Genomic DNA, 12,651 nt, shown 5'->3' with positions numbered 1-12,651 from the left:
TGTTGCGTTGTTTACTTCTTCCTGGCCTCACCGGAGGCGCGTATTCCCCATGTCTGATTTCAACGTTTGTTTGTCCATGTGTTGAGGCATATCGATCCTTAGAAAAAACCTTTTTTGGTGCGTTCGTCTTCCTTTCGAGACGGATGGCGAGCAAAAGGTCGTGAATGAAGATAGGTAGATTCGGGAACGTCGTGTTCATACAAATCATTATTCATGGCACATTTGCTTTCTGCCCAGCAATGTAAACCCCAAAGGAGATCACCATGACTTCATGCGATAGCCAATCCGCTCCGGCGATGTTCTCGGGGGCGGAAATCGTTGAATTGTGCGACTCCATCAAAGATATCCATCGCCTTCTAAGATCTGTGGGGGCGTTTTTCAATGAACTGGAAGGTGCCGAAGACCCCGGTGGAAACGGTCTCCAGATCGATTTCAAACGGTGGGGGATTCGCACCATCACCGAGGACCTCTTGGCTCGGCAGTACGAGAAGATTGATCGCATGGCCGCGATTTACAAAGAGGAGCAGGAGAAGATGAAGGGCCGAGGGATCCGCAGGTGACAAAAGACCTGCCTGCGAGTCCATGGGGATAAATAGTCGATGGCAAACGAAAAGCCCGCTTTCATCGAGACGATGTATGCGGGCTTTTGTTATACACACTTTCGCGAGGGGAACAACAAATCGTGGGGTGTGGCTCCCGCACAACAAAGAATGTTAATCCACGGACAATACTCGCTTTGCACAGGTAGCGATTCACTTGGTTTCAGACCACGCATCCGCAAGAAGATCGACTGAACGTTTGTATAAACGGTCTGTTGCCATCACAGTTTCAATCCACACTCCCGCACGGGGAGCGACGAGCATTGCGACGATTTGATACAGGAGATTGACAGTATCAACCCACGCTCCCGTAGGGTGAGCGACTTGCCTCCCCTCCCGCTCCCTCCCTCACCCAAGAGGTTTCAATCCACGCTCCCTTACGGGGAGCGACCGAAAGCGAGCTTGCCCCCTACGTTGCCATCAAGTTTCAATCCACACTCCCGTACGGGGAGTGACTGTTCTCGTAGAACCGATTCATTTCAAACTGAAAACCAACTGCACAGCGCGAACTTTCTGCCACGATATACCGATGGGGTGATTTGACAATTTTATGTGGTGAAAGTTCTTTTGTTTCATATTGTTACGCAATTGCGAACCCCTTTGGGCTAAAAGGCGCATAAACCTTGTCAGTTGAGGGGCTGCCTCGTCTTTGGAAAAACGAGCTTGGGGTTCGCGATATCACCGCATGGGCACGGTGTTCTCGGTTGGTCTATCTGTCGCGAACGCAAGCGCATACATCATAAGTAAATCGAGGCCCGGTTGCAACACGGTTTTTTGGGAGGACATAAAAGGACAGTGGGCGAGGAACTCCAGTGATCGTAGCCAGAAAAAGAACAGGGTCTGTTCGCTGTTGATCTGCGTAGGGTCCTGATTGAGCGGGCTTTATAGATAAGGTGTGTGGCGCTGCGAATTTTTTTAGTTTGATTTTCAAAACACTTGATCTTCAAATGAATGGCCGGTATAGAGAGGGTGTGCCGGGATTGTTTTTCCTGCGCCGGCACAGATGACATGCATGTTCTGCGACGATAGATAAGAGAGAAAACAGACCGCGAAAAAGAGGAAACGCTATGATCGGACGGTATGCAAAACTCAATGTGTATCAGGAGATTTTTAAATCATCGGATTTTATCCGTGTGGCGGGCGGGGCGCTTCTGATCCCCGTTGCCCTGTTGACGGGCATGGTGAACCAGCAGGGGCTGGTGGCCTCGCTGAACCTGAGGGACCTTGTGCTTATCCTGTCGGTGGCGCTGAACGGCCTGCCCATTATCGTGGACGCCGTCAAGGGGATCATGGCCCGGGAGGTGAATGTGGACGAGCTGGTGAGCATCGCCATCATCGCCTGCATGCTCACGGGCAATTTTCTGGAGGCTGCCGTGGTCAGCGCCATCATGGTGGTGGGGGCACTCATTGAAGAGGCGGTGAGCGACAGCGCCCGGCACGCCATCGAAGAGCTGGTGGAGATGACCCCGGCCACCGCCACCCTTGTCAAAGAGGGCGGCGAGGTGCAGGTGAAGGTGTCGTCCATCCGTCAGGGGGACCGGCTGGTGGTGCGAAGCGGCGAAACCATCGCCGTGGACGGCGTGATCCGTGAAGGGGCCACCTTTGTGGATGAGGCAGCCATCACCGGGGAGTCCATTCCGGTGAGCCGTTCGGAAGGGGACGAGGTCTACGCCGGGACCACGTGCGTGGACGGGTTCGTGACGGTGGAGGCCCTGCGCGTGGGCGAAGATTCCACCTTCGGAAAGATCGTCAAGATGATCCAGGCCGCCGAGTCGTCGAAAACCCGGAGCGCCCGCATCGTGGATGAATATGCCAAGTGGTTCACCCCGGTGATCCTGGCCGGTGCGGTGCTGGCTCTGCTTATTACCGGTGAGATCTCCCGGGCCATTACCGTGCTTATTGTGGGATGCCCATGCTCGTTTCTGCTGGCCGGGCCCGTGACCACGGTGGCTGCCATCAGCCGTGCGGCCAAAGAGGGCGTGCTGGTGAAGGGAGGCGGATTCCTGGAGACCATGGCCGGTGCCGATGCCCTCTTTTTCGACAAGACCGGCACCCTCACCAAGGGCGAGCCCGGTGTGGTGGAGATTCTGCCCCAAGGGGACAGGCAGCCGGAAGAGCTCCTTGCCATGGCAGCGGCTCTGGAGACGGGAAGCGCCCATCCCCTGGCCCATGCGATCCTTGCCAAGGCAACCTCTTTGGGCTGCTCTGTTCCTGTTGCCCGGGAAATCCAGTCTGAGGTGGGGCGCGGCGTCTCCGGCAAAGTAGGGGACGCCCGGGTTGAGGTAATCTCCAGCGGTGCCAGGGGCGAGACGGGCCTGACCACCGTGGAGGTACGCGTGGACGGCGAGCTCTGGGGCTACCTCGGCATGGATGATGAGGCCCGACCCGAGGCCCAGGAGGTCGTCCGGGCTGTGGAGGCCAAGGGCCTCGGGGATGTGCGCATCCTTTCCGGGGACCGGGAACCGGCGGTCCGGCGCCTGGCAGACCAGGTGGGGATCTCCCGGTGGCACGCCGGGTGCAAACCCCATGAGAAGCTGGGCCTCATCGAGTCCCATGAAGGCTCGGGCCTGATTTTCGTGGGAGACGGAGCTGACGCCCTGAAAGCTGCAGGCACCGGCATCGCCATGGGCCTCCGCGGATCGGACGTGGCCTTGGAGACCGCCGACATCGTGCTGATGAACGACAAGCTGGAGACCCTTCCTTTCCTCGTGGACCTCAGCCGCAGGATGAGTCGCACCATCAAGGTCAACATCGCCCTGAGCTTCGGCATCAACCTTGTGGCCGTGCTCCTGGGCTTTGCCGGGGTGCTCACCCCCATCCTGGGGGCCGTGGCCCACAACATCGGGTCCATTCTGGTGGTGGGGCTTGCCGCGTCATTGAGGTATGCAAGATAGGGGAGATAAGTTAACTCAGCCTGCATCTGCTGGTTATCAGGGTATTGAGGTGAAAAACGACATCTGAAGCTCTCTTGCCTTGCATATGAGTGCACCCGACTTGTGTAATACCCGGGTTAAACCCATGGCTGTCGAGTAACGATTTCACATTGGCCTGTATCGGGTGTCTGGTTACGACAGATGAATCAAAACGGGTGGCGTGCAGCTTATGGGGAGGCAGTTTTTCGGTAAATGGCTTTTCCGACACGATGGATGTGGGACTTCAGGGCGGGGCTTTGAAGGGTATTGTAGTGGATGATGTCGAAAAAGTAGGGGATGAGGGTCTCTTCTTCAAGAATATCCTTAAGCTTGAGGATCTCTTCGGGGGAGACCCCTTTACCTTTGACGGCGAGGTCTATATCGGACGCTGCTTTTTCGGTCCCTTTAGCACGTGATCCGAAAATCAGAATGGATTCCACATTCGGGAACCGTGCAGCAGCATTCTGGATGGCCATGATTTCCGATGGTTTTAATCCGAACCGTTTCATGGCGTGATCCTGGCCTGCAAGGTTGTGTAGAGTTTGGCGAGGTTGGGGAAGTAGGCTCTTCGAATACGTCGTTCAATCTCCTTGGCTGTGGATTCATCATAGGTGTGCACGGTCAGATTTCTATCTTTTAATGCGTTAAGCCAGGTTTCACCATCCTCGATCACTCCGGACTGAAAGGCTTGTTTAATGGCTGCCCGGGGGCTCTGTATATCATATCCTTCCGCGTCCAGATAATCCTTCATCACCTTCCATGCCAACTCAAAGGACATCTCGTAGAACTGGATGAGCCCAGCCCGCTCAAGCCGTGACGGTTCATCGACGGCAACAGCTAGTTTTAACTCGGCAAAGGCTTTCTCAAAATGCTCGAAACGCTGAATCCAGCGGATATCTCCGGCGTCTTTTGTGGTCATGTGGTCTCCTGTCCAAGTGGTGGCATACGTTTTCTTTATACCCTATATGGGCTGTGAATATCCACGGGTGATTTCGTGGTGATGCCGGTGGACGGAGATATCCGCATGTGGGAAGGGTCGATCACCCTCCGTGGGTCTTGTTCCAATTATCCACAAACTGCGCCGACTCTTTCAGGGTGTCCACGAACCACGGCACCTCCCATTCGGGGGTGCTGGAGTAGGTGTGGAGGATCTCTTCGTCGGTCATGCTGAGGATCTGGGTCCAGTTGTCCTGGTTGGCGGCGTTCACCAGGCGGGAGATGAGGGCGTCGTCAAAGGGGCGCGTGGATTTCCACAGCCACACCGGCGGGTAGATCTTCATGCCGAAGACGGCAAAGAGGGTCTGGACACCCCCGGTGGGATCCCGCTGTTCCGGGGTGAGGTTAAAGGCCTGGTTGCTGACCACCATGGTGGTCAGGTCCACCCCAAAGTCGTCACGGTGCTCTTGGTTGGGATCGCCCTGGCCCAGGCTGAGGGTGACCTGTTCCACCCACCAGCTCGGCTTGTCCGCCGGTGCGTTGTATCGGAAGTTATCCAGGGAGTGGGTCATGAGCCACCCCATGAGTGTGTGGGTGTTGTCGTTGGAGGCCTCGGCCAGGGGCGGGTTGCCCCCCTGGCCCCAGATGTGGACCGGCCCCACGAAATGGGCGCCCACCAGGTTGAAGAAGTAGTCGTAGCGAACCTTGCGGGAGAGGTGGGAGAGCATGACGATCTCCTGGTCATCGGCGTTGCGACCGGCCATGACCACGATGATGCAGGAGGTGGCGCTGTCCGAGTAGAGGTATTTTTTGTCTGTGTCGTTGAGGCGAACCAGGCAGTAATTGTCCTGGCTGACGTAGTGAAACCCTTGGGGAAGGGTCGTGTTGGGGGCGGAGGCGGTGCGTTTGAGGGTCAACATGGCTCTGGTCTCCTTATTTGGTGATGGTCATGGTTTGCCACGGTTTGGTGCGGGGGTTGCCGTTGATGATGTATTCGCACATCAGGCCGTTTTCCTGGGTGCTGAAGATCACCGAGGCCTGGGTGTAGAACTCACCGGGCTTGACTGCGACCCGGCAGATCGAGAGCTCGGTTTCGCCGAAGTACTGGTCCCGCAGGAGCTTGTGGATGCCGTCATGGTTGGGTTGGATCAACAACAGCCTTTCTGCCCGCTCCAGGCGCAGGAAGGTGCTCAGGTTCATGGGGTAGGTGACGGAGGTGTTGAAGAGGCGGCAGTTGTTGGTGTTGGCAAAGTAATCGGCCTTGGGGGAGAGGGTCAGGACCTCGGGCTCCCCGGTCTGGCCGATCACATCGCCCATTTTGTTGAATTCAAAGTTGCCGACGGGGGAGTACTCCATGTAAACAGCCTGGCTTGTGTCGGAGAACATGGCGATGTCTGCCGACTCAAAGGGCCCCGGGTGTTCGGCGTCGCCGTTTAAGTAGAAGTCCGCCAGGGAGTCGGCCGCATCCTGGGCGTTGTCGTAATCGGCCACGGCCTTTTCGTAGGCCAGGAACAACGAGTCCACGGATTTGTTCGGCCCTTGGTAGGTGCTGGTGCGGACCAGGCGGAAGGGGGAGTTGCTCTGCCGTGCCGTGATGTCGCGCGTGTAGCTGTCCGCGGCGGTGAAGGTGACGCCGCAGGCGTTGCCCCCGGCCCACAGGCCCGGCCTGTCCAGGCGGGTGAGGGCCAGGTAGGGTCCGGCCTTCCCCTGTCGCTCCTCCGGGGGATAAAAGGTGGTGGGTTTGGTGAGGTCGCACTGCTTGAAGGATCGGACAACGGATGCATCAAACACGGTTCCAATGGTGCACATGGGGTTCTCCTTTCATGGTTGGGGTAGGCGGAAAAAAGCGGGGCCCCGGGACCCGGGAGCAACATGCCCGGACCCGGGGGGGAAATGCCGAGTGCAACGGTCAAAACCCCGGTAAAAAGGCGTCACCGGGGGGCGTTTGTCATCGCCTGCGGGCCATGGTGGAGAGCAGCAGGATTTCGGGTACCGACGGCACGGCAGCGGCCGCAGCCTCTGTTGACGGGTCGTAGATGGTGTAGAACACCTGGTTTGTGTCCATGTTGTATAGCGCCAGGGAGCCGTCGTTTCCGAGCTGGAGATAGGCGTTGTGGCCGATGGTGGCGGTGTTGGTGGCCCAGAGGGGCGTGTGGCTCATGTCGTAGAACACCAGGTTGTTGTCGGACTGCATCACCAGCCTGCCCTGGGCGCCCATGTCCTGGTGCCAGACCAGGGTGGGGTTGGAGGCGTCGCTGACGTCGTAGATGGCCAGGGTGCCGTCGGTGGTGTTCTGGAACTGGAAGTTTCCGTTGGTGGAGAAGAGGTTTTCCCCCGGAGCCAGGTAGGCGTTCTGGTACCCAGAAATGGCGTAGTAGGGGGTGAGCTCTCCGGCGAGGCTTTGGCCCATGAGGTTCTCCACGTCGGCCATGGCCATGGACGGATCCCTGGCAAGGAGCACGATGAGTTTTGCAAGGCCCGCGATGGGGGTCATGTCGTGGCCGCTGATCACCCCGGCCTCCTTGAGCCATGCCCCGGTGGCGTAGGCGTTGTAGTTGACGTCCCCTGCCAGCACCTGGGTGCAGTCCACCAGGATGATGCCATCATCGTGCATCTTCCCGAGGAGGGTCTGCATGGTCTGGTAGCTGGGGATGTTGCCCTCGCCGTAGGCTTCGAAGATAATCCCGGCAAGGGGCGGGTAGACCTGGCTCAGCTGGGTGAGCATGGAGGTCATGAGGGACGGGTCGCCGCCGGTGTCTTCGTTGTAATAGGCAGGGAAGATGAGGAACTGGATGACCGATTTATTGGTGATGTTTGCGGCGATGGTGGCAAGGTCCGCGCCCACCTGTTCGTAGTTGGCGTCGAGGGCGTCGGATCCCGGCAAGGGCAGGAGGAACTGGTTGTAGAGGGTGGGCAGGATGCCGAACTCTCCCAGGGCGGGGAAGTTGGGTGAGGAGAAGGCCACAAACTCGCTGGCGTTGGTCTTGACCACCCTGTTGCCGCGGTAGAGGGTGTCGGCAAAGTAGAGGCACACCTCGTTGACCCCCATGGTGAGGAACTGGACGCTGCCCAGGACGTTGCGCAGGGCGTCGGTGTTAAAGAGAAAGGGATAGGCCGAGGGGTCGCTCCCCTCCTGGACGAACAGGGGGAGCTGGGAGCCCGTCACCGTGATGGGCTTTGTGGTCCCGGGCAGGAGGAAGGAGAGGGCCGACGAGGTCCAGGCCATGGTGTCGGTGCCGTGGAGGACCAGAAAGGCGTCGTAGTCCTTGTAGTTGTCGAAGATGTTCTGGGCGATCATCACCCAGCCCGAGGGCTGCATGTTGGTGCTGTCCAGGGTGTGGTCGAAGTAGGCGATCTCCACGTCGGTGATGGCGGTCTGGCCCGTGATCATGGGGGTGACCTGGGCGTTGAAGGCTGTCTTGAAATCCTCGCCGGACATGGGCGCCAAGGGCGTTCCCACGGAGCCGATGGTTCCACCGGTGTAAAGGATGTAAAGCTTCATGGTGCGATGTCTCCTTTGTTTTGATGCCGTTGGTGTGAATGGCTTTCGCCGGTCAGATGATGTCCACCCCATCGCGGGGCACAAACATGTAAGCGTAGAAGTCGTAGCTCACAACCATCTCCCGGGTGTCTGTCTTGCTGATGGGGCCCTGGTTTACCGTCCAGTTGGCCGTGGCAGGATCAGTGATGGGGTTGCCCGCGAAATCGAAGTCCGTGACCTGGTCGGAGCCATCCTTCTGGGACCACGTGGAGGTGGCCAGGTCGTCGCAACGGACCCAGTGGTAGTCGCCGGTCCACCCGATGCCGGGGTCTGCCTCGGAGATGAGCAGGGCCACGTAATGGCCCGGGGCCTCATCTTTGGCATGGGAATAGACCGCTTCAAGGGTTTGCCCCACCATGGACAGGCCGTCCAGCTCGGCCCCGTATGCCACATCCGAGCCCGTGAATTTTTTGGGGAGGGTGTAGCCGTTGAGGCGCCCCGGCTGGGGAAACGAGTTGCTGGCGATGACGCAGCCGTAGGCGTAGCAGTTGTTGTTGGGCTGGTATTTCGCGGACATGAAGTAGCCTTTGCAGTCATGGGGCGGATCGTAGGCGGTGGATTTCCCGAACACCGTCGGGGCGTACTGAGGAACGCTGCCGACGCCCTCCACAAAGACATAGTTCGGGGCGATGACGTGGTCTTGCGGGGCTTTCTCTCTGAGGATGTGGAACTTGCTGTTCGGGTGAACGACGCCACAGAATTTAAGCCTTCCGACGCCGGTGGCAGCGTCTGACTGCATGGATGATGAACTCATGGGACCTCCTTTTCCAAGGTGGGCCCGGCCCCTTGTGAAGGGCAAAAACCGGGGCGCAGGCCGTTGACAGGGCGCGGGAGCAGGTCCATGGCCCCTGCAGTGCTCAAAGGGTGACGGGGCGCTTGGGCTGTTCACGCGCATGGTTGTTGGATGTCTTGCGGGCCTTGTCTCGGTTGCGAAAGAAGGTGCTGGGATGGGTATGGCTCCGGGGACGTGACGCGACCGGGCATCAAAGGCCGGTGACGATCATTGTACGGGCAGGCCATGGCCTTCATACGCTGGGGTGTTGGTGGGATGCCGTTGGGGCTCTTGTGGGGATTGGCTGTAAATAAGATGTGTTGCAGGCCAAAACGATCGTTTCACAGATCGATTGAAAAATCAAGCGGGAGAATAGGCAAAAAGGGTGAAAAAAGAGTGTGTTGCGCAAAAGGCTCGGAGGGCGTTGGTCTCCGAGCCTTTTGTTTTTCATTGAGCTTACAGGTGGGTGAGCAGGCTCATCAACAGGAGCCCGTGGACGAGGAGGGCACCGGTGAGGATGGCGATCTCTTTAATGTGTGGGCGTTTCATGGCGTGCCTTTCCCATGCGGGGTTGGATGGTGATGCCCTTGGTGACCGTCCTGCGGACCCCTGCCGCTTTTCGGAAACAGACTCCGGCCGGGCAGAAGAACCGGCACCAGAACCGGGGAATGACAAACGATCCCCCCAGGGCCAGGGAGACCAGGTACCACTGCACGGTGGTCCCCTTGAGGCCGAAGAGGGTGGCAAAGGGCTCGATGGCCGCGTGGGCGGCGTTGCCCGTAGCAAAAGCCACCATCAGGGCCAGCCAGGTGAGGCCCAGGGCCCCGGCCCTCAGGGCTTCCTGAAGCTTTTTCGGCACCGTGACCCGTAGGCCGCCGGTGCGGGCGATGAGCTCCTGCAGGGCCCCGAAGGGGCAGAGCCGGGTACAGTAGATGTTTTTCCCGGAAAGGGCCACCAGCACAAGGCTTCCCGGCACCAGAAGCCACCAGAAGAGGTCGTCGCCGATGAAGGGGGCGTGGCCCATGAAAAGGGCCGCGATGTTGGAGACCGACACGGGTCGGTTCATCATCACCCCCAGAAAAAAGAAGCTGAGAATCAGCAGGGGGACCCTCGCCTTGTTGACCTTGAATCGGGCGCAGGCAAAGGCTGCGGTAAACAGGGCCAGGAGAAGGAGTTCATCCCTTCCCACGTGCCACGGGGCTGTTCGTTCGGGGCCCTTGATGCCCAGGATGTCTTCGCCGGCAAGGGCCATGGCATCGCAGGCCGCTCGGGTGATGGCCTTGGACGAGATGGTGGCCCCGCTTACCGCGTCGATGTTTTTCCCGATGCTGGGAAGCTCCCGGGGCGTTTTATCCGTGAACTGATCGAAGAACCCGTTGGAGCCAAGGTAGTCGAAAAACAGGGGCGTCTCCCGGTGTTCCGGCACCAGGACCTCTGTGAGGACGAGTTTGGGCGTCATCACCGCGGCCACGGTCATGGGCCCGCCCCAGCCCGTGGTGCGGGAGGGGTAGATGAGGTAGCGGGTCTCGCCGTTCTCCACCACCCGGTACGCCTCGGGGGAGGTCCCTGTTTTTTCCACGGAAGCCGGGGCAAAATGGTCGCTGAGGAACTGGATGGTCTTGTTTTCCCGGCTCACCCGGCCGTAGGCCAGGGCCCCTGCCAGTGCAAGAATACCAAGGAGTGTGAGTGTTTTTTTGATGTTCATAAGTCTCTGTCTCTGGCCGATGTACTCGCCACATGCAGGTTTTTCCACCTGCCTGGCGGAGGCCTGCCTTCTTTAACCATTTCTTCTCGCTTCCGGGCTCTGCCCGGGAGTGTCGCTTGCAAGGCTCCGCCTTGCAGGCGTGAGGCTTAGCGGCATCATGGCTAAAAGTTGCAGGGGCAAGCGATCTCAATTGTGGAGGCAGAGCCTCCGTGGATCACTCCCAGGTGGAGCCTGGGAGCAAAATATCTTAAAAAATGTTGCAGTTATATCCTCATTTGCCGCTCAACGCATCAGGGCTGAACGGCAAATGGGGCTGTTTGGTGGTGCCCCCACCTTGCCGCCGAAGGCCTGCTTTTTAAGCCGACTCCTTGCCGGTGGCGGGCAGCTTCTTCCAAGCCATGCCCCCTAAGAGGATCGCGGGCAGGCCGAAGAAGAGGAGGCCCATGTTGGCGGCCTGGTGTTCGTGTTCCAGGATGGAGCTGACGGACCAGGCCAGGGCAAAGAGAAAGAGAAAAAGAGAGAGCGCGGCCAGGACCAGGCTCTGGGTTCCTGCACCGCGTGTTTTTTTCAGGTAAACAATACCCATGATGCCCAGGGTGGTTAAGGCCCCGAGGATGAAAAAGAGGGTTTCAATGCCGTTGAATACACCCATGATGTCTGTCTCCTTGTGGTGGTTATGATTTCCAGAAACTGGTCACGGCTTTTTTGTCGAAGGAGTTGCCGTACCCGAAGAGTTTGTCCATCTCCCGCATCATGGAGTGGGCCGGGCCGGGCATGAGGTGGTTGATTTTGTCCACCAGGCGGTGATGCCAGAAATCGGGCTTGTTGTAGGGGCAGCTGGTGATGCAGGTGGCGCAGTCGCTTTTGGTCTTTCCCCAGGCCAGGAGGCATTTTTTCGCATCGATGGCCCATTTGGACACCCCGGGGTTGTTGCACTCATTGTGGACGTCAAAGGAGGGCTCCTTTTCCGTGGAGATGGCATGGCCCGGGCAGGCGTCGGCGCAGCGCATGCAGGTTTCGCAGAAGTGGCGGACCCCGAAGCTCACGGGCTTGTCACAGGCCAGGTCCAGCTCGGTGAACACCTTGCCGATGCGCACCCGGGGGCCGTATTCGTAGGTGACGAGGATGCCGTTTCTGGCCGCCTCTCCAAGGCCTGCGGCCATACCGTAAGGAACGCTCAAGGCCACGTCGTTACCGGCAGCAAAGGCCTTGTAGCCGATGTTGGTGATGAACCGGCGCAGGGACGCCCCGGTGATGGCCATCTGGGAGTATCCCTTGCCCACGGCACCGCCGGAGACACCGGACGGGGCCGTGGTCATGGCCTCGTAGTCCATCTCAAAAGCCATGACGATGACCGATTTGGGGGTAAAGGGCAGGTCCGGTGGCAGACTCTTTCCTTTTTGCGGGTTGTAAAAGGAGGCGTAGGTCCAGCGCTCGTCGTAGGGGGTGATACCCACCAGGTCGGCCCCCAGGAAGCGGGCTGCCTTTTTGATATAAAGGGAGGCCTCTTCTGCAGATGCAAAATCGTAGCGGTCCGGGGAGACCTCGTTGTCCCGGGAATAGGCCACGGTGTCCGGGTTTGCCGTGGATGCACCGTCTGCGATGAGGGAGTCGATGTACCACCCGGCATCGGAGATGGCCTTGTCCAGAACGCGCTGCCCGAGATCTGCCGAGGTACTGCCCAGTTGCCCCAGGGCCTGGCGTCCTTCGGGAAAGGCACCTGAGATGGCCTGGCAGAAGGCGGTGTCTTTCTGGTGAAATCGTTTATAGACCGCCTTGTCGATGGTGACGGGCAGTTCAGGCAGCTCTTTTTTTGCGGTGGGTCCCTTGGCAGGGCCCGCCGCGGCCTGGGAGGGCAACCCGGCCATGAGGGCTCCGCCCGCAACGGCGGATGCGGCCCCGAGCTTCACAAAGTTTCGTCGCTTGAGATCGACCTTTTTTTCTTCTCCTGAATCCATGGATCCTCCTAAATACGTCCAGTGGTCGGACCCCGGCATGGGCTTGGCGTGTGACGGCGCCGTCCTGCCGGGGCTGTTTGTTTCCGGATTGGGTGCGCGGCCCAGACGTGCGTGGGGCGCTGCGATACGTCCGTAAATCAGCATAAAGCATGCCGGGCTGTGGGAGTTCTGTGGGGGAAAAACGCTAGCTGGTTAACATCATGGAGGATGTGTCTTCAGGTGGGAGAC

General features: G+C 58.9%; 11 protein-coding genes. 2 read left to right on the top strand and 9 right to left on the bottom strand.

Translation table 11 applies throughout. From position 1 onward, the window contains the following. Nucleotides 1-263 precede the first annotated feature (263 nt). Both ACOYW2_RS18405 and ACOYW2_RS18400 read left to right on the top strand, forming a co-directional pair. Nucleotides 264-560: a hypothetical protein gene (locus ACOYW2_RS18405; protein WP_482767490.1), complete on the top strand. Its 297-nt coding sequence runs from the start codon at nucleotides 264-266 to the stop codon at nucleotides 558-560. Between the two features lie 1,106 nt (nucleotides 561-1,666). Beyond that, the gene (locus ACOYW2_RS18400) at nucleotides 1,667-3,493 is read left to right on the top strand and encodes a heavy metal translocating P-type ATPase (protein WP_482767489.1); all 1,827 of its coding nucleotides are present in this window, start codon (nucleotides 1,667-1,669) and stop codon (nucleotides 3,491-3,493) included. Nucleotides 3,494-3,699: 206 nt separating this feature from the next. Here ACOYW2_RS18400 and ACOYW2_RS18395 read toward each other — a convergent pair whose 3' ends face one another. The 9 genes from ACOYW2_RS18395 to ACOYW2_RS18355 form a co-directional block, all read right to left on the bottom strand. After that, entirely contained in the window at nucleotides 3,700-4,020 is a 321-nt protein-coding gene (locus ACOYW2_RS18395; protein WP_482767488.1) for a nucleotidyltransferase family protein, read from the bottom strand. Continuing rightward, entirely contained in the window at nucleotides 4,017-4,430 is a 414-nt protein-coding gene (locus tag ACOYW2_RS18390; RefSeq protein WP_180140280.1) for a nucleotidyltransferase substrate binding protein, read from the bottom strand. The genes ACOYW2_RS18395 and ACOYW2_RS18390 overlap by 4 nt, the downstream gene beginning before the upstream one ends. Before the next feature lie 121 nt (nucleotides 4,431-4,551). Continuing rightward, on the bottom strand, nucleotides 4,552-5,367 hold the full coding sequence (locus ACOYW2_RS18385; RefSeq protein ID WP_482767487.1) for a hypothetical protein: 816 nt from the start codon (nucleotides 5,365-5,367) through the stop codon (nucleotides 4,552-4,554). Between the two features lie 13 nt (nucleotides 5,368-5,380). Beyond that, on the bottom strand, nucleotides 5,381-6,256 hold the full coding sequence (locus ACOYW2_RS18380; RefSeq protein WP_482767486.1) for a hypothetical protein: 876 nt from the start codon (nucleotides 6,254-6,256) through the stop codon (nucleotides 5,381-5,383). 139 nt (nucleotides 6,257-6,395) lie between these two features. Next, nucleotides 6,396-7,949, bottom strand: coding sequence for an asparaginase domain-containing protein (locus tag ACOYW2_RS18375; protein WP_482767485.1), 1,554 nt, complete (start codon nucleotides 7,947-7,949; stop codon nucleotides 6,396-6,398). A 52-nt stretch (nucleotides 7,950-8,001) separates the two neighbouring features. Further along, the gene (locus ACOYW2_RS18370; RefSeq protein ID WP_482417506.1) at nucleotides 8,002-8,742 is read right to left on the bottom strand and encodes a hypothetical protein; all 741 of its coding nucleotides are present in this window, start codon (nucleotides 8,740-8,742) and stop codon (nucleotides 8,002-8,004) included. A 547-nt stretch (nucleotides 8,743-9,289) separates the two neighbouring features. Next, the gene (locus ACOYW2_RS18365; protein ID WP_482767484.1) at nucleotides 9,290-10,465 is read right to left on the bottom strand and encodes an FMN-binding protein; all 1,176 of its coding nucleotides are present in this window, start codon (nucleotides 10,463-10,465) and stop codon (nucleotides 9,290-9,292) included. 355 nt (nucleotides 10,466-10,820) lie between these two features. Beyond that, nucleotides 10,821-11,117 (bottom strand): hypothetical protein, encoded by a 297-nt coding sequence (locus ACOYW2_RS18360; protein ID WP_482767483.1) that lies wholly within the window; start codon nucleotides 11,115-11,117, stop codon nucleotides 10,821-10,823. Between the two features lie 22 nt (nucleotides 11,118-11,139). Further along, on the bottom strand, nucleotides 11,140-12,423 hold the full coding sequence (locus ACOYW2_RS18355) for a reductive dehalogenase (protein ID WP_482767482.1): 1,284 nt from the start codon (nucleotides 12,421-12,423) through the stop codon (nucleotides 11,140-11,142). Between the last annotated feature and the right edge of the window lie 228 nt (nucleotides 12,424-12,651).

It is taken from the genome of Desulfoluna sp. CLI2B (genome assembly GCF_056847375.1).
Note: the sequence above shows the minus strand (reverse complement) of the source record. Positions and strands in the feature narration are given on the sequence as shown.